The organism is Fodinicola acaciae, from assembly GCF_010993745.1.
GTDB classification, from domain to species: domain Bacteria; phylum Actinomycetota; class Actinomycetes; order Mycobacteriales; family HKI-0501; genus Fodinicola; species Fodinicola acaciae.
This window is the reverse complement of record NZ_WOTN01000002.1, coordinates 1,654,568-1,680,184: the sequence shown is the minus strand read 5'-3', so window position 1 is coordinate 1,680,184 and position 25,617 is coordinate 1,654,568. Positions and strand designations below refer to the sequence as shown.

Annotated in this window: 25 protein-coding genes; 12 read left to right on the top strand and 13 right to left on the bottom strand. The window is 68.8% G+C overall.

The window, feature by feature from the left end; genetic code table 11:
- The first annotated feature begins 115 nt into the window (after positions 1-115).
- Both GNX95_RS23110 and GNX95_RS23105 read left to right on the top strand, forming a co-directional pair.
- On the top strand, positions 116-1,306 hold the full coding sequence (locus GNX95_RS23110; protein WP_163509473.1) for an MFS transporter: 1,191 nt from the start codon (positions 116-118) through the stop codon (positions 1,304-1,306).
- The gene (locus GNX95_RS23105; RefSeq protein ID WP_163509472.1) at positions 1,303-1,923 is read left to right on the top strand and encodes a Type 1 glutamine amidotransferase-like domain-containing protein; all 621 of its coding nucleotides are present in this window, start codon (positions 1,303-1,305) and stop codon (positions 1,921-1,923) included. Before GNX95_RS23110 ends, GNX95_RS23105 begins: the two co-directional genes overlap by 4 nt.
- A gap of 23 nt (positions 1,924-1,946) precedes the next feature.
- On the opposite strand, the gene GNX95_RS23100 is transcribed toward GNX95_RS23105, so the two are convergent.
- From GNX95_RS23100 to GNX95_RS23090, 3 genes are read right to left on the bottom strand one after another with little or no spacing between them, the layout of a single operon-like run.
- Positions 1,947-2,726 carry an alpha/beta fold hydrolase gene (locus GNX95_RS23100; RefSeq protein WP_163509471.1) on the bottom strand — a complete coding sequence of 260 codons (780 nt, stop codon included), beginning with the start codon at positions 2,724-2,726 and terminating at the stop codon, positions 1,947-1,949.
- A 38-nt stretch (positions 2,727-2,764) separates the two neighbouring features.
- Positions 2,765-3,586 carry an alpha/beta hydrolase gene (locus GNX95_RS23095; protein WP_222853830.1) on the bottom strand — a complete coding sequence of 274 codons (822 nt, stop codon included), beginning with the start codon at positions 3,584-3,586 and terminating at the stop codon, positions 2,765-2,767.
- A gap of 36 nt (positions 3,587-3,622) precedes the next feature.
- Positions 3,623-3,949, bottom strand: a complete 327-nt coding sequence (locus tag GNX95_RS23090) for a hypothetical protein (RefSeq protein WP_187369676.1) — start codon at positions 3,947-3,949, stop codon at positions 3,623-3,625.
- 71 nt (positions 3,950-4,020) lie between these two features.
- On the opposite strand from GNX95_RS23090, the gene GNX95_RS23085 reads away from it, so the two are divergent.
- On the top strand, positions 4,021-5,508 hold the full coding sequence (locus GNX95_RS23085) for an aldehyde dehydrogenase family protein (protein ID WP_163509469.1): 1,488 nt from the start codon (positions 4,021-4,023) through the stop codon (positions 5,506-5,508).
- Positions 5,509-5,584: 76 nt separating this feature from the next.
- On the opposite strand, the gene GNX95_RS23080 is transcribed toward GNX95_RS23085, so the two are convergent.
- The 4 genes from GNX95_RS23080 to GNX95_RS23065 form a co-directional block, all read right to left on the bottom strand.
- The gene (locus GNX95_RS23080; RefSeq protein ID WP_163509468.1) at positions 5,585-6,202 is read right to left on the bottom strand and encodes a hypothetical protein; all 618 of its coding nucleotides are present in this window, start codon (positions 6,200-6,202) and stop codon (positions 5,585-5,587) included.
- Positions 6,199-7,974, bottom strand: a complete 1,776-nt coding sequence (locus GNX95_RS44075; RefSeq protein WP_163509467.1) for a 3-hydroxybutyryl-CoA dehydrogenase — start codon at positions 7,972-7,974, stop codon at positions 6,199-6,201. Before GNX95_RS44075 ends, GNX95_RS23080 begins: the two co-directional genes overlap by 4 nt.
- A 137-nt stretch (positions 7,975-8,111) precedes the next feature.
- On the bottom strand, positions 8,112-8,777 hold the full coding sequence (nucS, locus tag GNX95_RS23070; protein ID WP_163509466.1) for an endonuclease NucS: 666 nt from the start codon (positions 8,775-8,777) through the stop codon (positions 8,112-8,114).
- A gap of 18 nt (positions 8,778-8,795) precedes the next feature.
- Positions 8,796-9,617 carry an NAD(P)H-binding protein gene (locus GNX95_RS23065; protein ID WP_163509465.1) on the bottom strand — a complete coding sequence of 274 codons (822 nt, stop codon included), beginning with the start codon at positions 9,615-9,617 and terminating at the stop codon, positions 8,796-8,798.
- Between the two features lie 81 nt (positions 9,618-9,698).
- Here GNX95_RS23065 and GNX95_RS23060 point away from each other — a divergent pair, with 81 nt between their 5' ends.
- Positions 9,699-10,631, top strand: a complete 933-nt coding sequence (locus tag GNX95_RS23060; protein WP_163509464.1) for an AraC family transcriptional regulator — start codon at positions 9,699-9,701, stop codon at positions 10,629-10,631.
- Here GNX95_RS23060 and GNX95_RS23055 read toward each other — a convergent pair.
- The 5 genes from GNX95_RS23055 to GNX95_RS23035 are packed head-to-tail and all read right to left on the bottom strand — an operon-like array spanning position 10,624 to position 15,382.
- Positions 10,624-11,634, bottom strand: a complete 1,011-nt coding sequence (locus tag GNX95_RS23055) for a C45 family autoproteolytic acyltransferase/hydrolase (RefSeq protein ID WP_163509463.1) — start codon at positions 11,632-11,634, stop codon at positions 10,624-10,626. The two genes, GNX95_RS23060 and GNX95_RS23055, sit on opposite strands and share 8 nt — an antisense overlap.
- Positions 11,631-11,852 (bottom strand): hypothetical protein, encoded by a 222-nt coding sequence (locus GNX95_RS23050; RefSeq protein WP_222853829.1) that lies wholly within the window; start codon positions 11,850-11,852, stop codon positions 11,631-11,633. Before GNX95_RS23050 ends, GNX95_RS23055 begins: the two co-directional genes overlap by 4 nt.
- A 17-nt stretch (positions 11,853-11,869) precedes the next feature.
- Positions 11,870-13,336, bottom strand: coding sequence for a sugar ABC transporter ATP-binding protein (locus tag GNX95_RS23045; RefSeq protein ID WP_163509462.1), 1,467 nt, complete (start codon positions 13,334-13,336; stop codon positions 11,870-11,872).
- Position 13,337: 1 nt separating this feature from the next.
- Complete coding sequence (locus tag GNX95_RS23040; RefSeq protein WP_163509461.1) at positions 13,338-14,384, bottom strand: sugar ABC transporter substrate-binding protein; 1,047 nt, start codon at positions 14,382-14,384, stop codon at positions 13,338-13,340.
- Positions 14,381-15,382, bottom strand: a complete 1,002-nt coding sequence (locus GNX95_RS23035) for an ABC transporter permease (protein WP_222853828.1) — start codon at positions 15,380-15,382, stop codon at positions 14,381-14,383. The genes GNX95_RS23040 and GNX95_RS23035 overlap by 4 nt, the downstream gene beginning before the upstream one ends.
- A gap of 103 nt (positions 15,383-15,485) precedes the next feature.
- On the opposite strand from GNX95_RS23035, the gene GNX95_RS23030 reads away from it, so the two are divergent.
- The 7 genes from GNX95_RS23030 to GNX95_RS23000 all read left to right on the top strand — a co-directional run bounded on the left by GNX95_RS23030 (position 15,486) and on the right by GNX95_RS23000 (position 22,941).
- Positions 15,486-16,226, top strand: coding sequence for an SDR family NAD(P)-dependent oxidoreductase (locus tag GNX95_RS23030; protein ID WP_163509460.1), 741 nt, complete (start codon positions 15,486-15,488; stop codon positions 16,224-16,226).
- Positions 16,227-16,244: 18 nt separating this feature from the next.
- Entirely contained in the window at positions 16,245-17,822 is a 1,578-nt protein-coding gene (locus GNX95_RS23025) for a thiamine pyrophosphate-binding protein (RefSeq protein WP_163509459.1), read from the top strand.
- 12 nt (positions 17,823-17,834) lie between these two features.
- Positions 17,835-18,587, top strand: a complete 753-nt coding sequence (locus GNX95_RS23020; protein ID WP_163509458.1) for an IclR family transcriptional regulator — start codon at positions 17,835-17,837, stop codon at positions 18,585-18,587.
- A gap of 42 nt (positions 18,588-18,629) precedes the next feature.
- Positions 18,630-20,003, top strand: coding sequence for a DUF2252 domain-containing protein (locus GNX95_RS23015; protein ID WP_222853827.1), 1,374 nt, complete (start codon positions 18,630-18,632; stop codon positions 20,001-20,003).
- Between the two features lies 1 nt (position 20,004).
- Complete coding sequence (locus tag GNX95_RS23010) at positions 20,005-20,772, top strand: helix-turn-helix domain-containing protein (protein ID WP_163509457.1); 768 nt, start codon at positions 20,005-20,007, stop codon at positions 20,770-20,772.
- A 24-nt stretch (positions 20,773-20,796) separates the two neighbouring features.
- Positions 20,797-21,204 carry a thioesterase family protein gene (locus GNX95_RS23005; protein ID WP_163509456.1) on the top strand — a complete coding sequence of 136 codons (408 nt, stop codon included), beginning with the start codon at positions 20,797-20,799 and terminating at the stop codon, positions 21,202-21,204.
- Positions 21,205-21,273: 69 nt separating this feature from the next.
- Complete coding sequence (locus tag GNX95_RS23000; protein WP_163509455.1) at positions 21,274-22,941, top strand: NAD-binding protein; 1,668 nt, start codon at positions 21,274-21,276, stop codon at positions 22,939-22,941.
- A gap of 901 nt (positions 22,942-23,842) precedes the next feature.
- Here the strand turns inward: GNX95_RS23000 and GNX95_RS22995 are convergent.
- Positions 23,843-24,613 (bottom strand): enoyl-CoA hydratase-related protein, encoded by a 771-nt coding sequence (locus GNX95_RS22995; protein WP_163509454.1) that lies wholly within the window; start codon positions 24,611-24,613, stop codon positions 23,843-23,845.
- 108 nt (positions 24,614-24,721) lie between these two features.
- Between GNX95_RS22995 and GNX95_RS22990 the strand changes: the two genes are divergently transcribed.
- Positions 24,722-25,609: an SIS domain-containing protein gene (locus GNX95_RS22990; RefSeq protein ID WP_163509453.1), complete on the top strand. Its 888-nt coding sequence runs from the start codon at positions 24,722-24,724 to the stop codon at positions 25,607-25,609.
- Positions 25,610-25,617 lie beyond the last annotated feature (8 nt).

Sequence of the window (25,617 nt, the reverse complement as noted above, 5' to 3'; positions counted from 1 at the left end):
CGCGCGATATCGTTTGCTTGACGCCGGCCGACCGCCCACCCGCCGATGGCCGGCTCGCTTCCGAGCTGGCTGATCCCAGCGGTCCCCTCGTCCTGGACCAGCTGATTGGTGCGTCGTGTCGCTTTCCCGTGGTCTGCTGCGGATGCTCGCGTTCACCTGCGGCATCACCATCGCCAACGTCTACTACGCACAACCGCTGCTCGACACGATCGCGCACGACCTGCGGGTCGGCCGCCCGGCGGTCGGAGCCCTGGTCACCGCGACGCAGGTCGGCTTCGCCGCCGGGCTGGTCTTCGTGGTGCCGCTCGGCGACATCCTCGCGCGCCGGCGGCTGATCACCGCGTTGCTGGCCGTCGACGCCATCGCGCTCGCAGCCGCCGCCGCGGCGCCGGCGCTGTGGATGTTGAGCTCGGTGGCCGTGCTGATCGGTACGTCGTCGGTCGTCGTGCAGATGCTCATTCCATACGCGGCGACCCTGGCGCCGGCGGCCGAGCGAGCACGCACGATCGGCGTGCTGATGGGTGCGGTGCTGCTCGGCGTGCTGCTGTCGCGTACGTTCGCCGGCGTTGTCGCCGACCTCGCCGGTTGGCGTTGTGTGTACGCGGCGGCCGCCGCGGCGATGGTCGTCCTCGCCGTGACGATGAGCCGCGTCCTGCCGCCGACCGGACGCGAGGTCGAGATCGGCTATCTGGCACAGATGCGAGCGGTGCTGCGGCTGGCGCGCAGCTCGCCGGTGTTGCGCTGGCGCGCGCTGATCGGGGCCGCTCAGTTTGCGATGTTCAGCTGCTTCTGGTCGACCGTGCCGTTCCTGCTCGCCGGCCGGCCGTTCGCCTTTACCGAGGCCGAGATCGGCCTGTTCGCGCTGGTCGGCGCGGCCGGTGCCGGGGTGGTGCTGCTAGGCGGCCGGTTGCTCGATCGGCTGCGCGAGCTGCGCTGGCAGATCACCGGCGCCGCGATCGTCCTGTTGCTGATCTCCTTCGGCATGCTCGCCGCCGGCATCGACGGCCTGGCCTGGCTGGTCGTCGGTGCGCTGCTGATGGACGTGTGCTGCCAGGTCGTGCACGTCACCAACCAGGCGGTCATCTATGACCTCGTCGACGCCGCGCGGTCGCGGCTGACCACCGTCTACATGACGACCTACTTCGCCGGCGGTGCGCTCGGCACGACGGCCGGCGTCATGGCGTACGACCGAGCCGGCTGGATTGGCGCGAACGCGGTGTCGGCCGGCTTCTGCCTGGTTGCGATCCTGGGGTGGCTGGCCGTACGCCGGCATGAAGCGGCAAGGACAGGAGGAGTCGCCGGATGACCGACCAGCGGCTGTTTCTCGGCTCCGCGGGCCTCGGCGCGTTGCCGGAGTGGCTCGGCTCCAAGCCGGTGCGGCGCGCGGTGCTCGTCCCGACCGCGTCCAATCCGCTGCCGTCGGCGCCGTGGGTCGATGCCGCCGACCGGTTGCTGCGCGGTGAAGGCATCGCCGTCGACCGGCTCGAGCTTGAGCGCGCCGGCGAGGCCGATGTGCGACGCGCGCTCGAGGCGGCCGAGGTCGTCTTCGTCTCCGGCGGCTATCCGCTTTTTCTGTTGGAGCACGCCAATCGCAGCGGGTTCAGCCGTTTGGTCCCCCCGGCCGTACGCACCGGTCGCCTCGGCTATGTCGGCATCTCGGCCGGCGCCGCGCTGGCCGCACCGGATCTCGCGTACTTCGGCAAGGCCGACGCCGTCGTGGACCCCGACGATCCCGGCCGGCCGGAGTCGACCAGGGGCTTGGAGTTGGCGCCGTTCCTCCTGTTGGCACACCGCAACCGCGGCCGAGCCGCGCGCCACGACCGCGAGATCGCCGCGAGCGGCGGACAAGAACGCGTCTCCATCAACGATGACCAAGCCGTCGTCATCACCGGCGACACCTGGACGATCGTCGACTCCCCCTGACCCGAGTTCTTATCGGAACGCCGCTAGATGAGGCTGCCGACGAAGTCGCGTACGGCGGCGTTGAACGCGCGCGGGTCCTCCATCGCCGACAGGTGGCCGGCGGCCATCAGCCGCGCCATCGTGACCTTCGGCAGCGCGTCGGCCATCGCCTCGGTGTCGGCGACCGTGACGATCTGGTCTTCGTCGCCGACGATCACCAGCGCGGGGACGTTGGCCTTGGCGAGTACGTCGCGCGAGTCGGGCCGTGCTGCCATCGCCTGCGCGGCCCAGGCCACGCCCGCCGGCGTCGCGTCGCCGACGATGTCGCGTACCTCCGAGACGACCTCCGGCCGGTGGTCACGCGTCGAGCGGCCGAGCAGCGTCGGCAGCACGCGGTCGTAGACGGCGTTGATCGTCGCGGTCTCGGTCACCTCATGCGCCAGCTTGTGGCGGTTTTCCCGGATCTGCGGCGTATCCGCGGCCGCCTTGGTGTCGGCGAGTACGAGCGCGGCCACTCGATGCGGATATTTGCGCAGGAAAGCCATCGCCACGTAACCCCCCATCGACAGGCCACCGAGCACCACCGAGCCGAGGTCGAGCCGGTCGAGCAGCTGATAGAGGTCGTCGGCCATCGCCTCAAGCGACGGCTCGCCGTCACCGGCCGGCGAGGCGCCGAAGCCGCGCAGGTCAGGGGTGATCACCCGGCAGGTGTCCGACAGCGCGGCGCGCTGGTTTGCCCACATCCGCGCGGAAAGCGGAAAGGCGTGCAGCAGCACGAGGGGGATTCCCTCGCCGCTGTCCTGAAAACGCAGCGTGACCGTCATGCCGGCGAATCTACCGGTCCGCCCCTTTGGCCGTGTGCCTAGGACTGGCCCTCAGTGGACCTCTTCACACCGGGAACCGGAACCTTCGCGAAAGCGGCCACCGTACGGTCGGCATACGCGCGCGCGTCGCCCATCTCGTACGGCCCGTCCCACTCCTGCGGCACCGGCGCGGCGGACGGGTTGAGCCGCCTGACGATCTCGTCGAGTACCCGCTCGGCGTGGCCGACCATCAGATGTCGCGCGTTGTCGATCGGCACGACGTCGGCCTGCGGGATCGCGGCAAACCGCTGCTTGGCCTCGGCCGGGCGCAGGTAGTCGTCGAACTCCGGCACCAAGGCCGTCACCGGCTTACCGGAGTCGGCCCAGCGCCGCAGGTCGGCATCCTGGGCCCAGCGCAGCGGCGGCGAGATCAGGATCGCGCCGACCACCGCCGGATCGCAGCCGTACATCAGCGCGAGGTCGGTGCCGAACGACCAGCCGACCAGCCAGGGCGCCGGCAGCTCCTCGAACTCCGCGTACTCCAGCGCCGCCGCCACGTCGAAGCGTTCCAGCATGCCGTCGCCGGACGGGTCGCCGTCGAAGCTGCCTTCGCTGGTCCCCCGCAGTGACCAGGTGCCGCGGGTGTTGAACCGCAGTACGGCGAGGCCGGCAAGCGCCGGCAGTCGCCAGGCGGCCTTGCGGTAGAGATGGCTGTCCATCATGCCGCCGTGCGTCGGCAGTTGGTGCAGGCAGACCATGGTGGCGACCAGCTCGCGGTCGAGCGGCACGGCGATCTCGCCGACCAGCTTGAGGCCGTCGGCGGTCTGCAGCTCGATGTCCGTACGCTGCGCCGGCAGGATCGTGTTGGCTCGGATGCTCACCACACCCTCCATCCTGCCTCACCCCGTTGTGGCAGATCAGCCGTAGCGGGGTGCGTTGCGCGTACGGTCGACCGGCGGCTGGCGCCGGCCGCGGGCCTGCCAGCACGCGCGGTGCCAGTGGCGGCGGTCGTCCGGACCGTCGACGGCGGTGAAGCCACCGTCGGCCGGCCAGGTCACCAGATGCGCCTGACCGGGACGGATCTCCTGGTTGCAGCCGGGACAGCGATAGGCCTTCGACGACATGCCACCGGCGATCGGCCGTACGACCCACGCACCGTCGTCGGCGTCTTCGACCGGGTCCGTACGCACCGGCTGTGCCGACCGACGTGACGCCGGTTGCGATCGCCGGTTACGCCGTCCCATGCGTCCAGTATGAAGCTGAATCGAACCTGGACGCTCGGCAAACCGTACTCACCGGTAATAAGCTGCCTCACATGACTGTCACCGAGCCCGCCGCGGCCACCGAGCAGACCTTCGACTCTCTCAACCCGGCGACCGGCGACGTTGTCGGCCGGCACCGGATCTGGACCGACGCCGAGGTCAACGAGGCCGTCCAACGCGCGCGCAAGGCGGCGGCGTGGTGGGCGGAGCTGGGCTTCGCCGACCGCGGCCGCGTGCTGCGCGCGTGGCGGTCCGTACTCATCCGCAGGTCGGCCGAGCTGGCCGAGCTGATGCACCAGGAAAACGGCAAGCCGCACGCCGACGCGATGATCGAGATCGTACTGGCCGCCGACCACCTGGACTGGGCCAGCAAGCACGCGAAGAAGACGCTCGGACAGCGGCGCGTGTCGTCCGGCATGCTGATGATCAACCAGAGCGCGACGCTGGAATACCAGCCGCTCGGCGTGGTCGGCGTGATCGGTCCGTGGAACTATCCGGTGTTCACGCCGGCCGGCTCGATCGTGTACGCGCTGGCCGCCGGCAACGCGGTGGTCTTCAAGCCGAGCGAATACACGCCGGGCGTCGGCCAGTGGCTCGCCGACAGCTTCCGCGAGGTGGCCGGCGACCTGCCGCTGTTCCAGGTGGTCACCGGCCTCGGCGCGACCGGTGCCGCACTCTGCCGCTCCGGCGTCGACAAGCTCGCGTTCACCGGCTCCGCGGCGACCGGCAAGAAGGTGATGATGGCCTGCGCCGAGACGCTGACGCCGGTCATCATCGAGGCCGGCGGCAAGGACGCGCTGTTGGTCGACGAGGACGCCAACCTGGACGCGGCCGCCGACGCGGCGGTCTGGGGCGGCATGAGCAACGCCGGCCAGACCTGCGTCGGGGTCGAGCGGGTGTACGTACACGAGCGCGTCTACGACACCTTCGTCGACAAGGTCGTCGGACTGGCCAAGGACCTCAAGGCCGGCGACGGCGAGCCGATCGGTCCGATCACCATGCCGTCGCAGCTCAACATCATCCGCCGGCACATCGCCGACGCCATCGAGCACGGCGGCCGCGCGCTGGTCGGCGGCCTGGACGCGGTCGGCGACCGCTACGTGCAGCCGACCGTGCTGGTCGACGTGCCGGAGGAGTCGGCGGCCGTACGCGAGGAGACCTTCGGGCCGACGCTGACGATCGCCAAGGTGCCGGACATGGACGAGGCGCTCAAGCGCGCCAACACCACCTCGTACGGCCTCGGCGGCGCGGTCTTCTCACGCGCGCGCGGCCTGGAGCTGGCGCGGCGGATGCGGTCCGGGATGACCTCTGTCAACGGCGTCATCACCTTTGCCGGCGTACCGTCGCTGCCGTTCGGTGGCGTCGGCGACTCCGGCTTCGGCCGCATCCACGGACCGGACGGCCTGCGCGAGTTCGCGCGGCCCAAGGCCATCACGCGGCAGCGCTTCGCGTCGCCGGTGCGTACGACGACGTTCACCCGCCGCGCGTCCGACGACCGCCAGCTGCTGCGGCTCGCCCGCATGCTCTACGGCCGCCGCTAACCCCGGCATCAGACGACGCAATCGGAAGCCGATTGGAACCTCGGGGGGTGGGTGAGCTGGGGGATGCCGGCGGCGGTCACATTCGGACACCAGGGTGGACCAGCTGCACCGAGCCGATCGGCGTGAAGCCGGTGGCCAGGAAGGCACGCGTCGAGATGGCGTTGCCAGGCGCCACGCAGGCGACCACGACCTCGCCAGCCGGCACCAGACCGAGCGCCGAGCGGATGAGCCTACGACCGAAACCGCGACCGGGAGCCGACACCTCGACGCTCAGCTCAGGCAGACCACCGACACCGCGGCCGAGCGTGACAAAGCCGGCACCCGAGCCATAGACGGCGACGTCGTCGCGCAGCGACCGCGCCAACCGTACGCGCGGATGGTCGTCGAGATCGGCGCGTACGGCCAACCCACCACCGCCGGTCCCCCGCGCGACCAACATCGCGTCCAGGCAGTCAAGCCGCGCGCCGGCGCCACCGAGAGCGGCCATCACCGATGGCGCGTACGCGCCGCCATAACCGTCCGCGCCGAGGCCACGGATGACCTCGACGTCAAGCGTCGTCGCGAAAACCGCGTGACCGGTGAACGCGACGACCGCCTCGAGGCCGGTGCGATATGGCGGCACCACTTCGATTTTGCCGTCGACAGGCGGAAACTCGCCGTCGGCGGCGGCACGCAGGATGCCGCCGAGACTCACGTGTAGGTGCGGAAACCGCGACCGGCCTTGCGACCCAGATATCCGGCCGTCACCAGGTGCTCCAGCAGCGGCGCCGGCGCGAAACCGGGCTCGCGAAACTCCAGGTAGAGCTCGCGCTCGATGGCCAGCGACACGTCCAGGCCGACCACGTCCAGCAGCTCGAACGGCCCCATCGGATAGCCGCAGCCGACCTTCATGGCCGCGTCGATGTCGTCGGCGGAGGCGTAATTGGCCTCCAGCATTTTCACCGCGTCGTTGAGATACGGGAAAAGCAGCGCGTTGACGATGAAGCCGGACCGGTCGCGGCAGACCACCGGATGCTTGCCGAGCTGCTCGGTGACCGTGCGCGCCGTCGCCAGCGTCTCCGGCGACGTCGACACGGTGTGCACCACCTCGACCAGCTTCATCACCGGCGCGGGGTTGAAGAAATGCAGGCCGACCACGTCGGCCGGCCGGCTGGTGGCCTGCGCGCACTCGATCACCGGCAACGACGACGTGGTGGTGGCGAGTACGGCGCCGGGCTTGCAGATTTCGTCCAGGTTCTCGAAAAGTGCCTGCTTGACGGCCAGCTCCTCGACCACCGCCTCGACCACCAGGTCCACAGTGGACAGATCGTCCAGCCGGGTCGAGCCGTGCAGCCGTTTCAGCGCCGCGTCGCGGTCTGCCGAGTCGAGTTTTCCGCGCTGTACGGCCTTTTCCAGCGAACGCTCCACAGTGGACCGGACCTTGGCCACCTTTTCCGCCGCACGCGTGACAAACGTGACCTCATAGCCGGCCTTCGCGAAGACCTCGACGATGCCGCAGGCCATCGTGCCGGAGCCGACGACTCCGACCGAAACCACCTTTTTGGCCGAGCCGTTGGCTTTTCCGTTGTCCGGCGTCTCCAGGTCATCGACGACCTTCGGCGAGCCCGGCTTGTCGTAGGTGTAGAAACCGCGGCCGGACTTGCGGCCGAGCAGGCCGGCGGTGACCATCTGCTTGATCAGCGGCGACGGCGCGTGCAACCGGTCACGACCCTGTTTGTACATCGTGTCAAGGATTTCGTACGCCGTGTCGACGCCGATCAGGTCCATCAGCGCGAGCGGCCCCATCGGCAGGCCGCAGCCCAGCTTCATCGCCGCGTCGATGTCCTCGCGCGAGGCGTACTTGGACTCGTAGAAGCTGACCGCGTGGTTGAGATAACCGAACAGCAGCGCGTTGGCGATGAAACCGGCCTTGTCGCCGATCGTCACGTCGACTTTTCCGAGCGTACGCGCCAAACTCTCGATGTCGTCGACCACCTGCTGGTCGGTGACCACGGTGCGTACGACCTCGATCAGCTTCATCACCGGCGCGGGGTTGAAGAAATGCATGCCGATGACCCGGCTCGGCCGCCCGGTGGCGACCGAGATCTCGGTGACCGACAACGAAGAAGTGTTGGTCGCCAGGATCACGTCGTCGTTGCAGACCTTGTCCAGCTGCGCGAAGATCTGCTGCTTGAGCTCCAGGTGCTCGGGCACCGCCTCGACCACCAGGTCGACGTCGGCCAGGTCGGAGAGGCTGGTCGAGTACGACACGCGGCCGAGCAGCGCCTGCTGGTCGGCGACCTCCAGCTTGCCGCGGTCGACCGCGCGCTGGGTCGAGGCGGTGAGGATCTCGCGGCCGTGCTCCTTGGCGTCCTGGTCGGCCTCGACCCCGATCACCGACAGGCCGGCCCGCGCGAACACCTCGGCGATGCCGGCCCCCATCGTGCCCAGGCCGACCACCCCGACCGTCGAGAACTCTCGCGCCATCATCCCTCCCAGCAGTTACGGACTGTTGGTGAGTCTGTCACGACCCCGGCGGCTGTGCGGGTGGCATTCCCCACGTACGACCGCATGGCCCCCATGCGTGCATCCAGCGCACGCATGGGGCCATGCGACCACAAGCCTCAGAACAGGCGAGCGGACGGGTCGTCGGCGCCGCGGAGCGCGTCGTAGTCGACGGTCAGGCAGTCGATCCCGCGGTCCTCGGCCAGCGTACGAGCCTGCGGCTTGATGAGCTGCGCGGCGAAAACTCCGCGTACCGGCGCCAGCAGCGTGTCGCGGTTGAGCAGCTCCAGATAGCGCGTCAGTTGCTCGACACCGTCGATCTCGCCGCGTCGCTTCACCTCGACCGCCACGTGTACGCCGTCGGCGTCGCGGCACATCAGGTCGACCGGCCCGATCGCGGTCGGATACTCCCGGCGCACCAGCCGCCAGCCGGTGCCGAACACCTCGACGTGCTCGGCCAGCAGCTCCTGCAGGTGCGCCTCGACGCCGTCCTTCTGTAGGCCCGGATCGACGCCGAGGTCGTAGTGCCACTCGTGCAGCACCTCGTCGAGCGTGATGATCAGCTTCTCGTCGGCCTTGTTGATCACCCGCCAGACACCGGCCCCGGTGTCCTCCTCCAGCCGGCACGGCGGTGACATCCAGTTCAGCGGCTTGTACGAGCCGCCGTCCGAATGCACCAGCACCGAGCCGTCGGCCTTCACCATCAACAGCCGCTCGGCCATCGGCAGGTGAGCCGTCAGCCGGCCGACGTAATCCACGGAACAGCGAGCAATCACCAGGCGCACCCGGCCCAGCGTAGAAGATCAGCCGGCGGCCACGTTCCAGGCCCCGGCGGCTGCCGCGGCGCGGACGTAATCCTCGAAGGAGCGCGGCGGCCGGCCGAGCGCACGTTGTACGCCATCGAAAATCGCCGTCGCACGGCCGTCGCGGATCGAGGTGTAGAGCCTCGCCAGCTGCTTGGCGGCATCTGCGGGCAGGCCGTTGGCGACCTGCGCCTCGATGAACTCGTCCGGACCGACGTCGAGATTGCGGACGGTGCGGCCAATCGCCTGGCCGATGATCTCGACGGCCTCGCCGAAGGTGATCGCGCGCGACCCGGTCAGCACGTACGCCTCGCCGTCGTGGCCATCGTCGGTGAGCGCGGCGGCGACCACGTCGGCGATGTCCTCGGCGTCGATGAACGCCGTCGCTCCATCGCCGGTCGGCAGCGCCAGCGTGCCATCGACGATCCCCGACCGCCAGAAGGTCTCGCTGAAGTTCTGTGCGAACCAGTTGGGCCGTACGAGCGTCCACTCCAGACCCGAGCCGCGCACCGCCTGCTCCGCTGGCCAGAGCGGATGACCGGGGTTGCCGTCGACGCCGGGCGCCGACAGCATGACCAGCCGCCGTACGCCGGCCGACACGGCGGTCTTCACGAGCCGCGGTGCCGCCGCGGCGGTGCGCATGTCCGGAAACACGATGTAAGCGGCGGCGATGCCGGCAAAGGTGGCCGGCCAGGTCGACGGATCGTCGAAATCGAAACGTACGTCGCCGCGTGTCCTGGAGGCGACACGTACGTGCTGAAGCCGTTGCGCGACGCGACGGCCGGTCGTGCCGGTGCCGCCGATGAGAAGGATGTCGTCCATGTCTGCCAGCAAAGCGTCTCCGCGGCGGACGATGAATGGTTGTCTGTCCACGATTCCTTCGTGATCGTCTACGGTCGGGGCGTGGACGTCCTGAGCGATCTGCTGCACCGCGCGCGAGCGAAGAACGCGGTCGTACGGCAGTTCATCCAGCAGCCACCGTGGTCGATCACGCTCGCCGACCGCCAACCGCTGTCGGTGGTCGCGGCATTGGCCGGAGGCGTGTCGGTGTCGCCGCGCAATGCCGGCGGCGTCACGCTGCAGACCGGTGACATCGCGCTGGTCAAAGGTGGCGCGTACACGATCGCCGACGATCCGACCACGCCGGACCAGGTGGTCATCCGGCAGGGAGTCAAGCACATCGTCGGCGGCCCGGAGGCGGTCGCCACGGCGCGAGCCAGGAAGATCTCGTCGCGCACGTACGGTGACCGCTGTCCCGGCGCGATCGTGATGCTGCACGGCATCTATGACCTGCACGGCAGCGTCGGTGACCGGCTCCTGGACATGTTGCCGACGGTGACGGTGGTGCCGGCCGGACCGCGTACGCGCGGACCGCTCGAGCTGCTCTCCACCGAGGCGGAGCGCGACGAGCCGGGACAGGACGCGGTGCTCAGCCGGCTGCTCGACCTCGTACTCGTCGTCGCGCTGCGGTGGTGGAGCGCCAACGGATCGCGGCTGCCGGCGTGGCTGACCGCGGCCACCGATCCGGCCATCGGCGAGGCGCTGACGATCCTGCACGCCGATCCGCGACGCGGCTGGACGACGGCGGCGCTGGCCGGCGAGGTCGGCATGTCGCGCGCCGCGTTTTCCGCGCGGTTCGCCGGTCTGGTCGGCGAGCCGCCGATGAGCTATCTCACCGGCTGGCGGCTGACCCTGGCCGCGGATCTGTTGCGTGACACCGACGACACGATCGCCGCGGTCGCCGGTCAGGTCGGCTATCAGAACGCTTTTGCCTTCAGCGCGGCCTTCAAACGCAGGCACGGCCAGAGTCCGACCGCCTGGCGGCGCGTCAGATGACCTGCCAGGTGGACGGTCGTACGCGGCACGGACCGCCCTGATGTGCCAGCAGCCGGCCGTTGGCCAGGTCGAGGCTGATCGTCGCGACCGACTCCCAGCGCTCCTGGAACGGCACGTCCGGCTCCGGATGCGCGCAGACCGGGGCCGCCGGCCGGTGGCTGAGCATCGCGGTCGCACGCTTGGTCATGTCGTCCGTACGCAGGTCGTCGGCGTGCTCGCGCAGATAGGCCAGCCGGTCGTAGGTCCCCGGCCGCACCGGCCCGAGCCGCTCGCCGTCGGCCAGCGCGTCATCCAGGAAGTGGTTGCAGTGCAACAAAACACCGTCCCGCGCCGGCACGACGCCAATCCCAGCCGGTGAGACTTCGATCGTCGCGGCCTCTTTCCCGGTCACCACGGTGATCGCGGTCGATGCGGACGTGCGCGCCGACCGTACGATGTCGACCGCCTCGGCGACCGTGGCGGCCTCGTCGAGGATCCGCCGCGCCAGCACGTGCACCGGCACGCCGATCTGGTCGCTGTCCGAGACGTGTTCCAGGATGTTGAAATGTAGGCCGAGACCGTTGGCGTTCAGGCCGATCTTTGCCAGCACACCAAACTCGGTGAAGGTCCGCACCTTGCCGAAGTGCCACAAAACCGGCGTGAAACTGAGCCTGTCGACCCAGTCCCAGGTCTGGATCGTCCGCGGCACCGGGTCCAGCAGCACCGCCGTCGAGCACTCGCCAACGCCGCTTACCCGCGCCGCGGCCAAAATCTCCGTACGCGCGTTGAGCGACGCGACCTGCCACGCTTCCAACCCGGCACCGGCCGCGATGTCGCGGATCTCGGTCGCGAGATCCGGTGACCAGGCATCGATCGCCGCCAACGCCTGTTCACTCCACACGCGCACGCGTTTCGCCTTGTGCGCGGCGAAAAGCTCCGCATAGCCGGCGACGGTCGCGTGGATGTCGGCGTGCCAGCGTTCACCGAACGCGCGTCCGGTCAGGTCGGTCACCGGGAAACTCATGCCGCACCACACAGAATCGCGTCCCACGCCAGCTCGGACGCCAGCGCGCCGAGGCCGGTCGGCTCGACTCCGGTCAGGTCCACCTCGTCGGTCGTCATGGCAAACAGCACATCACCATCGTTCTCGGTATGGAAGGGCTGGATGCCGCGGCGCATCCAGCCGTGCACCTGTTTGCCGAGCTGGCTCAGCTCGCGGTCGGTGAGCCGCGCGTTGGTCACCAGCCATTCTCCTCGGCTCAACTCGCGAATCCGGCATTCATTGCCACACTCAGTTCCTGCTCACTCAGCCTCTGCCCCGCCAGCTCATCCACCAACCGTCCCCGCTGGAAAACCAACACGCGCTGACAAAGCTCCACCAACTCAGTCAGGTCACTGGACGCCAACAACACCGTCTTCCCGTCCGCCGCAAGACGAGCCGTCACGGCATGCATCTCCGCGCGAGCGCCAACGTCGACACCGCGGGTTGGGTCGTCGAGGACTATTACCGACGGATCCGCGACGAGCCACTTGGCGAAGACGACTTTCTGTTGGTTCCCACCGGAAAGGCTCGCCGTCACGGCGTCGGCGGTGGCGCGGATGCCGAGGCGCTGGCCATGCTCGGTCGCCACACGAGTCAACCGGCCACGGTTCAGCCACCAACCGCCGCGACCGATGCCGAGCCAGCTTACCGCGCTGACGTTCTGCCAGACCGGCTTGTCCATCATCAGCCCGTAACGCTTGCGGTCGCTGGAGACAAAGGCGACGCCGGATCGTACGGCGGCGCGCAACGAGCGCGATGCCGGCCACACCGATCCCGACGTGACGGCGGTCCGTCCACATAGGACCTCCAGTGCGGTCAGGTGCCCGGCGCCCTGCAGGCCGGCCAGGCCGACGATCTCGCCTTCCGCGGCGGTGAAAGAGATGTCGTCCAGATAGCCGGAAACGCTGACGTGGTCGAAGCGTACGGTCACTGCGCCGACCTTCGACGAGCGCACGATCTCAGCTGCGGCGACACTTCCGCCGAGCATCGCGGCGACCAGGTTGTCGAGAGTGACCGTGCCGGTCTCGGCGCCGTCGACAACCGTGTGACCATCGCGAAAAACCGTGATACGGTCGGCGAACCGCAGCACTTCCTCCAAAAAGTGCGAAATGTAGAGCACGGCGATGCCGCGAGCGGCGAGCGTACGGATGACCGCCTCCAGTCGGTCGACGGATTCCTTCGGCAGCGCCGAAGTCGGCTCGTCCAGGATGAGTACGCGGGGATTCTGCAGCAACGCGCGTGCGATCTCCAGCAACTGCTGGTCGGCCAGACTCAGCGTGCCGACCCGAGCGCGTGCTGGCACGTCCAGACCGAGCTCGTCGAGGACCGGTCGCGCGGCTCGCTCCATCCGCCGCGGCCGCAGGAAGACCGGCAGGTCGTGCGGAAACAGGTTTTCCGGCACGGTCAGGTCGGGAAACAGGCTCAGTTCCTGCGAAACGATGGCCACACCGTTGGCCGCGGCACGGCGGGCGTTGGCAAACGTGACCGGCTCGCCGTCCAGCTCGATGGTGCCGCGGTCCGGCCGGGTGACACCGCACAGCACCTGTACGAGCGTGGACTTTCCGGCGCCATTCTCACCGACCAGTCCGTGCACTTCGCCCTGACGCAACCGGATGTCCACATTGTCCAGCGCGGTCACACCGCCATAGCGTTTGACGATCCCGCTGGCGGCCAGCACGACCATGTCAGCGCGCCGAGGTCAGCGGTTTCAGGTATGCCGCCTGGTCGCCGAGAATCTGGTCGATCTGCGGCTTGTAGAACGCGTACGCGGCCTGCGGCGACTTCTCCCTGGCGATCACCTTGTCCACATTGGACTGGTCGACCACCAGACCCGGCATCCGCAGCCATCCCTGCGGCAACGGCTTGCCGGCCTTGCGCAACCGGACCAGCAGTGCGCCAGCGATGTAGCCCTTCAGGAAATGCTCCGGATCGATCGTCACGAAGTCCACGCCGGCCTTCACATATCGCAGCGTCTGCGCGTCGACATCGGTGCCGGCGACCAGATATCTTCCCTTCTCGGTCTGCTTGATCTTGGCCAGGTCGTAGCTGTCCGCGTCGCCGACCCCGAGAAACGCCAGCGCCTGCGGATGTGCGTGCACCAACGCACTCCACGCGGTGTAGTTCTGGTTCGGGTCACTGTAGGTCTGGAACGGTCCGAGCACCTGCACATTTGGCGCCAGCTTGGCAAAAGTCTCCTTGATGCCGAGAGCGCGCGAGTCCAGCACCGGCGTGCCGGGATTCGGTACGCCGACAACGACCTGGCCGGTCGGATTCTTCGGCAGCCGCTTGATCGCCTCCTGCGCCAGCTGCGCACCCAGATCGTAGTTGTCGTTTCCTACGTAGAAACTCACCTTGCTGCCGCTGAGTGGCGCGGTGTCCAGCGCCAACACCGGGATGCCCTTGTCGATGGCCTGCGACTCCGGCCTGGTGAACAGCGGCGGATCCAGGTTCATCACGATGATGCCGTCCGGCGAGGTCGTCGTGAGATTCTGGAAAAGCTGCACCTCCGCCGGACCATCGGTGTTCGGCGGGCCGACCGCCTTGAAGTCCACACCGCCTTCGTGCTGCGCGGCCAGCGTGGCACCTTGCGCCATCTCGTGGCCGAAGTTCAGGCTGATGTTGGCGACCACGATCCCCATGCTGAGCTTTCCGGACGCACCACCGGATCCACCGCATCCGGCCGCGAACAGCACGCACGCCATGACCACGGCGACGGTCGCTTTCCGGTTCATTCCGTCCTCCCGGAGTTTTGCCTGCGAAACCAGGAAAAGCCGCGGCGGCGCAACACGCTGTCGAACGCGACGGCGATCAGGATCACCGCACCGGTGGCAAAGGTCGTCCAGTTGATCGGCACCTGGAAGAACACCAGGCTGGCCGCCACCGTCGACAGGATCAGGTTGCCGATCACCGCACCAGGCACCGATCCGCGGCCGCCGGCCAGCGGTGTGCCGCCGATGATGCAGGCGGCGATCGCGGTCAGCTCGTAGCCACCGCCGATGGTCGGATCGCCGGCCGTGTAGAAAGCCAGCCCGAGCACGCCGGCGACGCCGGCCATCAGGCCGGACAGGCCGAGTGCCAAGATGCGCGTACGCGCGATCGGGAGCCCACTGAACCGCGCCGCGTCCGGATTCGAGCCGACCGCGCGTACGCGCGCGCCAAACCGCGTTTTCGCGAACAACACCGCCAAAACCACCGTGGCGATCAGCAGGATCCAGATCGACGCCGGCACTCCGGCGACGTTTCCGCCGAGTACGGCGAAAAACGGGTGGTCCTGCGGCAGGCCACTGATCTGCTTGCCGTTGGCCATCGCCAGCGCGACGCCGCGGAAAAGCAACGAACTGGCCAACGTGACGATGAAGGACGGCAACTGCAGATACGTGGTGACCACGCCGTTGCCGGCACCGAGCAGCGCGGCCAGGGCGAGAATGACCAGCATCGCGACCCACGGCGAGAACCCGTCGCGGATCAACACCGCTCCGACGACGACCGTCAGCGCGTACGTGCCACCGACGGACAGGTCGACTTCCCGCATCGCCAAAGCGAAAACCATGCCGGCCGCCATCAGGCCGACGTAGACCGATCCCTGCACCGTGGAGAGCAGGTTGGACGTACGCAGGAAGTTTGGCTGGGCGATGCCGACGGCGGCCACCAGGATGACCAGGACGACGACCACACCGAGCTGGTCGCGCAGCATGCCGAGCGAGCGGCTTCGGTTTGCGGCGTGCGTCACAGGCGTCAGCGTCGAGGCTGCGGACGCGACCGGCAAGGCGCGCGTTTCACTGAAAGAAACGCCACTCTTGTCCGCGACATCCCGGACGTTTCAGGCTGGCCGCATGCAGACCAACCGGATCGCGGTCGTCACCGGTGCCGCGCGTGGACTCGGCCAGGAGTTCGCCGTCGCGCTGGCGGCGCGTGGATATCCGGTCGCCGGCTGGGACATCGCCGACCAGGCCGAGACGGCCGAGCGGATCGCGCACACCGGCGGCGAGTTCCTGCCGGTCAAGGCAGATGTCACCGAGCCTGCCCAGGTGCGGGCGGCGATCGCGGCCGTCATAAGGAAATTCGGCGCGGTGCACATCGTCGTCAACAACGCGGGGATCTATCCGCCGATCCCGTTCGAGAAGACGACCATCGACGACTGGCACCGGATCATGCGGCTCAACCTGGACGGTCCGTTTCTGGTGACCGGCGCGGCCCTGCCGCATCTGAAGGCGTCCGGCTGGGGCCGGATCGTCAACATCGTGTCGGCGGTCGTCTTTCTCGGACCGCCGGATTTGGTGGCATACACGACATCCAAGGCCGGCCTGGTCGGTTTCACCCGGGCTCTGGCCAACGCCGTCGGCGCCGACGGCATCACCGTGAACGCGATCTCACCGGGTCTCGCGTCGACCGAGACAGCGGCGCGTACGACCGGCGCGGACGGCGGGTTTGAGCGCGTACGCGCGATGCAGGCGATCCCCCGCACCGAAAGCCCGGCGGACCTGATCTCCACTCTGCTCTACGTCTGCGCCGACGGCAGCGGTTTTCTGACCGGACAGACGATTAACGTCGATGGCGGCTCCGCTTTCGTCTAGCGTCTGGGAAGGACCGCCGTGACACCGATTGAAGCGCTGTTCCAGATCCTGCGCGAGGAAGGCGTCGACCGGATCTTCGGCAATCCGGGTACGACCGAGCTGCCGCTGATCGACGCACTCGCCGGCAACCCGGACTTCGAGTATCTGCTCGCATTGCAGGAGTTGTCGGCGGTTTCGATGGCCGACGGCTATGCGCGAGCGACCCGCCGGCCGTCCTTCGTCAACCTGCATGTGGCCGCCGGCGTCGCCAACGGCCTGATCGGCCTGCTGAACGCGAGCCGGTCGCGTACGCCGATGGTCGTCACCGCCGGCCAACAGGACCGCCGGCACCGGTTGCAGGACCCGATGTTGTCCGGCGACCTGGTCGGTTTGGCTTCCGCTGCGGTGAAACACGCGTACGAGGTGCAGCACGCCTACGATCTGCCGACAGCGCTGCGGCGCGCCTTCGCCTTGGCCACGCAGCCGCCGACCGGACCGGTTTTCCTTTCCATCCCGATGGATCTGCTCGCCGAGCAGACCTCGGTGCAGGTGCCGGGCCGCTCCACGGTCGCGCCGTTCGCGGCCGCCGAGGTCGCCGATGCCACGGAAATCCTCAAGAATGCGCGAAATCCGGTGATCGTGGCCGGTGACGGCGTCGGCCGCGACGACGCTGTCGACGAGCTGGTGGCGGTCGCCGAGGCGCTCGACGCGCACGTCTATCACCAGCCGATGAACGACGGCGTCAACTTTCCCGGCAACCATCCGCTTTTCGCCGGTCCGCTGACTCCGACCAACGCGGCGATCCGCGCGGCCCTGAGTCCATACGACGTCGTGCTGATCGTCGGCTGCCACGCATTCATGCCGCACCACTACACACCCGGCTCGCCGATCCCGGACGGCGCGACGGTTGTCCAGCTGGACACCGATGCCGCCGAGATCGGCCGGAATTTCGCCGTACGCGCCGGACTGGTCGGTGGACTCGCACCGTCGCTCGCCGCCATCGCCGAGCTTTTGCCATCATCACAACCAAAACCACATAAGGCACAAGCAGCGATAGAAGTAGCGAAAGCCGACGCGCCGATCGATCCACTCACGGCCGTACGCGCGATCGTTGCGGCACTACCGAAAGACGTGGTGGTGGTCGAGGAGGCGATCACCGCCGGCGTACACCTGCGCCAGGTGCTCCGGCAGGACCGGCCCCGGTCGTACGTCCACACGATCGGCGGCGGCCTCGGCTGGGGAGTCGGCGCGGCCATCGGTACGAAACTCGGCGCGCCGGACCGGCCGGTGGTCGCGGTGCTCGGCGACGGTTGCACGATGTTCGGCCTGCAGGGACTGTGGAGCGCGGCGCGTTACGCCGTGCCGGTGACGTTTGTGGTGATCAACAACGGCGAATACCGCACGCTCAAGGAAACGCTGGACCGCGACAAGAGCAGGTCGACGCAGCTCGGCGAATACACCGGCCTGACGCTCGGAGGGCTGGACTGGACGACCGCCGCGGCCTTTTTCGGCATTCCGTCCGTACGAGTCGCCGACACCGACGAGCTGCGCGCCGCGATTCGGCGCGACGGTCCGCTGTTGGTCGACGTTCCGGTGACAAGCCACCGCCGCCAGTAGCATCATCGACGGATGGAGCTGCCGAAGTCGGTGCTGGCTCGTGGTCTCCTGCTGCTCGACGCGTTCGGCGAGGCGGACACCGAGCTGACGCTCGCGCAGCTGGCCGCGCGCACCGGCCTGCCCAAACCCACCGCACACCGGCTGGTCAACGGCCTGGCCGAGTGGGGTGGCGTGGAGCGCACGGCCGGCGGCTATCGGCTCGGCATGAAGCTGTTCGAGCTCGGCCACCGGGTGCCGCGGCGGCGCGACCTGCGTGAGGCGGCGCTGCCGTATCTGGAGGATCTTTACGAGGCCACGCACGAAAACATTCACCTGGCGGTGCCGGACGGCGTACACACACTGTTCGTGGAAAAGCTGAACGGCCACCGGTCGACGCCGATCCTGTCCGGTGCCGGCGGCCGGATGCCGGTGCACTGCACGGCGACCGGCAAGACCTTCCTCGCGCTCGGTCCGCCGGAGTGGTTTCGGCAGGCGGTCAGCGCCGGCCTGACCAGGCACACACCGCGCACGATCGTGATGCCTGGCCTGCTGCAACGTGACCTGGCGCGGGTCGTGGAGCGCGGCTACGGGGTCAATCACGAGGAGGCTGAAGTCGGCGTGTCGGCGGTCGCGGCGCCGATCTTCGACAGCCGGCGGCGGATCGTGGCGGCGATCTCGATCACCGGCAACGCGCGCCGGCTGGACGCGGAGCGACTCGCACCGGCCGTCCGCACCGCTGCCTCAGCGCTGACCCGCGAGATCTCACACCGGCTGCCGCCGAGGTGAATCGGCCGCGGACTGTCGCCGCGGGGTTATAACGTGCCAGAGGTGACCCAAGCGAATCCCTTCTCCGTCCATATCGATCCTGACCAAGTCCGCGCGGCCGGCGAGAAGCTGCGCGAGTCGTGTCCGCACGACCGGCACGCCGTGCTGCCGGACCGCACCGGCGCCGATCCGGTGGCGATCACCGAGCGGACCAACGCGGAGCGGCTGACCGACCTGGCCGCCGTACGCGTCGGCCGGATGATCAGCTCGCCGTTCGCCTTCCTGCGCGGCTCGGCGGCGCTGATGGCGGCCGACCTGGCGACAGCGCCGAAGACCGGCGTCGACGTGCAGATCTGCGGCGACGCGCACGCCGCCAACTTCGGCCTCTACGCCTCCCCGGAGCGGCGGCTGGTCTTCGACCTCAACGACTTCGACGAGACCGTACGCGGTCCGTGGGAATGGGACCTGCGCCGGCTGGCCACCAGCCTGGTCGTCGCCGGTCGCGAGGCCGGCGCCGACGACGACGCGTGCCGCAAGGCCGCACGCCACGCCGCGCGTACGTATCGCGCCGCCGTGCACGAGATCGCGACGCTGCCGACCATGGACGGTTGGTATGTCACCAACGACGAGACCACGCTCGGCCACTTCGACCTGGACGATCTTGAGGACACTTTTGAGCGCGTGTCGAAGAAAGCGCGCAAGAACACCAGCCACCGCGCGGCGACGAAGTTCGCGCAGCGGCCGCGTACGGACCAGTTCCACTTCGTCGAGGACCCGCCGATCCTGCGGCGCGTGCACGGCGAGGAGCGCGACGGCATCCTCGGCGGTCTTGGGACGTACGCGGCCGGCCTCGGACCGGAGCTGCGCTTCCTGCTCGGCCGGTTCGCGGTGGCCGACGTCGCCTTCCGGGTCAGCGGTCTCGGCAGCGTCGGCAACCGCGGCTACGTTGTGCTGCTGCATGGCAACGGTGGCGACGACGACGTGCTGATCCTGCAGGTCAAGGAGGCTCGGACGAGCGCTCTGGCGCCGTGGACCGATCCCGGCCCGTATGATCACCAGGGCGAGCGGATCATCCGCGGCCAGCGCTGGATGCAGACCGTCAACGACATCCTGCTCGGCTGGACGACGATCGACGACCGGCCCTATCTCGTCCGCCAGTTCCGCGATATGAAAGGCAGCGTGGATCCGGCGCTGCTGAAGGCGCACCAGCTCGATGACTACGCGCGCATCACCGGCGCGGTGCTCGGTCGCGCGCACTGCATGTCGGTCGATGCCAAGCTGCTGCACGCTTATCTCGGTGCCGGCAAGGACGGCGACGCGTTCGACAAGGCGACCGAGACCTTCGCGGTCGCGTACGCCGACCGCACGGAGGCCGACCACGAGGCGCTGGCGACCGCGGCGAAAAACGGCCGGATCGCCGCGACGACAGGCGTCTGAGTTGCCGTCGCCGCTGCGTGGTGGACGGCTGGCCGGCGCCGGCGGGCGGCTGACCGAATACGTCGCGTATCCACCGCCACCAGCGCTGAGGGACCTCGTCGCCGGCAGCTGGCGCGGTCAGGCCGGCTGGTCGCGGCGGCTGCGCGTGCTGCCGGACGGCTGCACCGAGCTGGTCTGGAACGGCCGCGAGCTGCTGGTCGCCGGCGCGGTCGCGCACGCCGTACGCGAGCCGGTCGAGGCCGAGGTGGTGAGCGTCGGCGTACGGCTGCGGCCAGGTGCGGCGCGTACGGTCTTCGGCTGTCCGGCCAATGAGCTGCCTGGCCGGCTCGAGGCTCTGCACGGTCGACGCGCGCGCCGGTGGCAGGAGTCGCTGGCCGGCGATCCGCGGCTCGCCTTGCTCCGGCTGGTCGGTGAGCTGGCCGGCGAGCCGGACCGGGTGGCGTTGGCGGCCGCGTCGCTGGTGGCCGGTGGCGTGTCGCGGCTGGACGCGGTCGGTCTGAGCGATCGGCAGCTCCGGCGCGTGTTTCGTGACCAGGTCGGCTATGGCCCCAAGACGCTGCATCGCGTGCTGCGCTTCCAGCGGTTCGTACGACGGCTGCCGGCGGTCGCCGCTGGTTTCGGGTTGGCAGCGGTGGCCGCCGATCTCGGCTATGCCGACCAGTCGCATCTGGGTCGCGAGTGCCTGGCGCTGTCCGGGTCGTCGCCTGGCGCGTTGGTGCGGCGCTGGTCGGCGCAGCGCGAGGTTGGCCGGAATCTTCCAGACCGCTGAGGCCGCGGCCGGCAGGCTGGCGACATGGTCACGATCGCCGTACGGCTGTGGGATCTGGACACCAACGGACACGTGCGCGGCTCGGCGTATCTCGACTACGCCGACCACGCGCGCTGGGAGTGCGTACGCGCGGCCGGCGTGTCGCTGGACGCCTTGGCGGAGGCACGGGTCGGACCGGTGAACCTGGAGACGACGGTCCGTTTCCAGCATGAGCTGCGGGCCGGCGACGAGGTGCACATCGCAACGGCTTTTTCCTACGGCAGCGGCAAAACCAGCCGCGTCTCGCAGCGGTTCACGCTCGCCGACGGCACCGCGGTCGCCGAGGTCAGCAGCGTCGGCGGCCTGCTCGACCTGCGTACCCGCCGGCTGCTCCCCGACCCCGCCAGCCACTGGCGCGCGCTGGCCGCCGCTCCGCACCACCTCGGGCTGTAGTCCGCATGGCCACCATGCTTGCGTTCGATGCACGCATGGTGGCCATGCGGCCATCGGTACGATCCGCGCGTGACCAGTGACGCGAGGGCTCCGCGGATGATCGTCTGCGGCGACGACACGCTGGTCGTACGGATGCTCGAGGAGCTCGCCATGCTCGACGAGCGCGCGGTCGCGGTGATCGCGGACGGCCATCCCGAGGTCGTACGGCTGGTCCGCGAACTCGGCGCCGAGGTCGTCACCGGCTCACCGACCGACGCCGCCGTGCTGGTCAAAGCCGGTGTCGAAAACGCGAGAGCGCTCGCGTTGGTCGGCGAAGGCGACGAGACCAACGTGCACGCCGCACTGGTCGCCGCCGAGCTCAACCCGCGGCTGCGGCTGGTCATGCGGATGTTCAACCTGCGACTCGGCCAGCGCATCGACGACCTGTTCGACGACTGTACGGTCCTGTCGGCGTCGGCCATCGCGGCGCCGTCCTTCGTCGAGGCGGCCCTCGGCGACGGCCGCGGCCGGCCAATCGCGGCCGCCGACCGCACCTTCACCGCCGGCGCACCGACTGCCGTCGACGATGTCGTCGTGCCGCTCGCGCGTTATCGCGACGACGGCAACATCAGCATGCTGCCGGCCTCCACCGACGATGCTTTCCTGGTGCTCGGCACGCCATCCGCGTCCCTGTTGCGAACAGTGGTCGCAGCCGCCGCCGCGCAACCGGGTGCCGTCAAGCGGCGGCTGACGGAATGGTTCGGCGTATTGGGTCAGTTCACCGACCAGCGACTGCGGCTCGCGCTGGCCAGCCTCACGGTCGTCGTGGTGCTGGCGACCGTACTGTTCAAGTTTGGCCTGCGGCTGCATTGGGTCGAGGCGCTGTATTTCACCGTCACGACCGTGACGACCACCGGCTATGGCGACATCAACCTGGCGGAGGCGCCGGCCTGGCTGCAGCTCGCCGGTGTCGTGGTGATGCTGCTGGGCGTACTCGTCGTCGCGCTCCTCACGGCCGCGGTCGTCGACAACCTGGTCGGCGCGCGGTTGGTACGCGCGTTGGGACCGCCGGTCGGCCGGCCACAGGATCACATCGTCGTGTGTGGCATGGGTACGGTCGGCCTGCGCGTCTGCGACCAGCTGCGCGCGGCTGGAGTCGAGGTCGTAGGCATCGAGCGCGATCCTTCGCCGGCGATGCTCGCCGCTGCGCGACGGCTCGGCGTACCGATGGTCAGCGGCGACGCCAGCGACGCCAGCACTCTGGCCGCCGCCGGCGCCGGTCGCGCGCGTTGCGTCGTCGCGGTGACCGACGACGACGTCGTCAACCTGGAAGCCGGCCTGACGGCACGCGCGCTGCGCCCCGACACGCGCGTCGTACTCCGCCTCTTCGACCCCGACCTCGCCGACCGCGTCGACCGCCGGCTCGGCCTGTCGGTCTCACGCAGCGTCTCCTACGCCGCCGCGCCAGTTTTCGCCGCCGCCATGATGGGCCGCCAGGTCCTCGCCGCCATCCCCGCCGGCCGCCGCGTCCTCCTCGTCGCCGCCGTCCCAGTCGGCGCTGGCAGCGACTTGGACGGTGCGGCACTGTCCACAGTGGACGCGGCGGGTCGGTTGCGGGTTTTTGGGGTGCGTACGGAGGAAGGCGGGGTTGTTTGGCAGCCGGAGCTGGCGCATCGATTGGTTGGTGGGCAGACTGTTTTTGTGGTTGCGACTCGGGCTGGGTTGGCGAAGGTGTTGGTTGCTAGTGGGGCGCATTAAGGGGCGGGCTGAGGGCTGGTGGTGGATTGATGGCGTTGGTGCGTTGGTGAGGTGGTGCGTCTCCTGGTTGTCGCGTTGGTGAAGTGGTTGGGTTTTCTGCTTTGTCGCGTTGGGTGGGTGGTTGGGTTTTCTGTTTGTTGCGTTGGGTGGGTGGTTGGGTTTTCTGTTTGTTGCGTTGGGTGGGTGGTTGGTTTTTTCGCCTGCGCGGCGGGCGCTCCTGCGCGGAGGGCGACCTCAAGGGAGGGGGCGCGTGGATGCCAATCGGTGTGCATGGGGGTGCGGGCGGTGGTTTGTGGGCGGGGCTGGGTTTTCTGGGCTTGCTCGGTCACGTATGGGAAGCAACCCGTCGGCATGGACGCCATCACAGCGTCCGGGTGGTGCTGGTGTGGCTACTGTGGCTGGCAATGCGGGTGAGGCGGATCGGCTGCGTAATACTTGTTTAACAAGACATCAAAATAGACATTTGGTGCAGCCCAACAGCCACAACAGCATTATCAGCCTCAGTAGTCACACCCGTCACAGCCTCCGGGGATCACTGTGGCGTGAAAGCCTTGTTCCTTGCGTCCAACGCAAGTAACTCGACATTCATGCCATCCGCGACCCTCACAAGCCGGACATTTAGCGCTCCACACGCCTTCGCGTCCCGCATACTGGACCCTCACGCCACCCACCGGGACGCCACCGCAGCTCCGGCGCCCCAGCCACACTCCTGGTCCACACCACGTACGAAACCGCACCCGCGGCACCCAACCGGACCAACAGCGAAACCCCGCGCGCCCCTCCCCTTGAGGTCGCCCTCCGCGCAGGAGCGCCCGCCGCGAAGGCGAAAACCCAACCACCCCCAAAACGCAACAATCAGGAAAACTCAACCCTCAACCGCAACAACCATAAATCCAGCCACTCACCCGGGCCAGACTGGCGACCTTTTCTCCATGAAGGCCGCCATCCCCTCGCGCGCCTCCTCCGTCTGGCTGGCCGCAGCCATCACTTCCAGCGCCAACGCATACGCATCCGCCTCCGGACGGTCGAGTTGGGCGTACAGCGTTTCCTTCCCCAGTCCCTTGCTCCGCCGGCTCCCCCGCGTGGCCGCCGCCAACAAGGACGCCACTTCCTTGTCCAGATCCGAGTCGGCCACGACCCGGTTCACCAGTCCCCACTCGTACGCCGTGCGCGCGTCGATCATGTCGCCGGTCAGCGCAAGCTCCATGGCGCGCTTACGGCCGACGTTGCGCGCGATGGAGACCATTGGGGTGTGGCAGAACCAACCGCCTTTTCCACCCGGAGCGGCGAAAGCGGCCGACTCGGCGGCGACGGCGAGGTCGCAGGTGGCGACCAGTTGGCAGCCGGCGGCGGTGGCCAGGCCGTGTACGCGTGCGACGACGACCTGCGGCACCGACTGGATGGTCTGGCACAGGTCGGTGCAGGTGCGCAGCAACGCACGTACGCCGTGCAGGTCGGCCGACGCCACGTCGGCGAAGTCGTGGCCGGCGGAGAACACCTTGCCGGCCCCGGCCAACACGATCCCGCTCGCCTCCGACGCCGCGACCTCGGCAAACGCCGCCTGCAGCTCGCGCAGGTGGCCGAGCGAGAGCGCGTTGCGGCGCCCGGGCCGGTTCATCGTGATGGTGGCGACCGGGCCATCCTGCTCGACAAGCACGAATTCGTACGCCATGAAACTGACCATACCTGCGTACACCCGCTGTGATGAGGGTAATAATTGCGCGCAGACATGTTCGTACGAGACGCTTATCGAGCAGAAACGCGCAACTGAGGAGACTTCGTGACCGACGCCAACCAGTATCTCGCCGCCGAGATCGCCGACCAGCCGGATGCCTGGCAACGCGCGGTCGACCAGGCAAAACAGGTCCGGCAGGCGCTGCCGGCGGCCGGTGAGAAGGTCGCCGTCGTCGGCTGTGGCACGTCGTTTTTCATGGCGCAGGTCTACGCAGCGCTGCGCGAGGACGCCGGCCACGGCCTCACCGACGCGTACGCGGCCAGCGAGCACCGGCTCGGCCGCGGCTATGACCGCGTGGTCCTGTTGAGCCGCAGCGGCACGACGACCGAGGTCCTCGAAGTCGCCGATCAGCTTCGCGGCACGCGTACGACCGCCATCCTGGCCGACACCTCGACCCCGCTCGCCAACCTGACCACCGACGTCGTCGCGCTGGACTGGGCCGACGAGAAGTCGGTGGTGCAGACGCGTTTCGCCACGACCGCGATCGCGACCTTTCGCGCGCACCTCGGCGAAGACCTGACCGCGACGATCGCCGACGGCCGCAAGGCCCTAGACGCGCCGATCGACGAGGACCTGGTGAAGGCCGACCAATACACCTTCCTCGGCCGCGGCGCGACCGTCGGCCTGGCGCACGAGGCCGCGCTCAAGATGCGCGAGTCGACGCAGTCGTGGACCGAGTCCTATCCGGCGATGGAATATCGCCACGGTCCGATCGCGATCACCACGACCGGCCGGGTCAGCTGGATGTTCGGCACGGCGCCGGAAGGCCTGGCCGAGCAGGTGGCGGCGACCGGCGGCCGGTTCGAGACCAGCGAGCTGGACCCGCTGGCCGACCTGGTACGCCTGCACCGCGTGGCGCTGGCCAAGGCCAACGCGCTCGGTCTGGATGCGGACAACCCGCGGCATCTGACCCGCTCGGTCATCCTGACCTGAGGCAGACT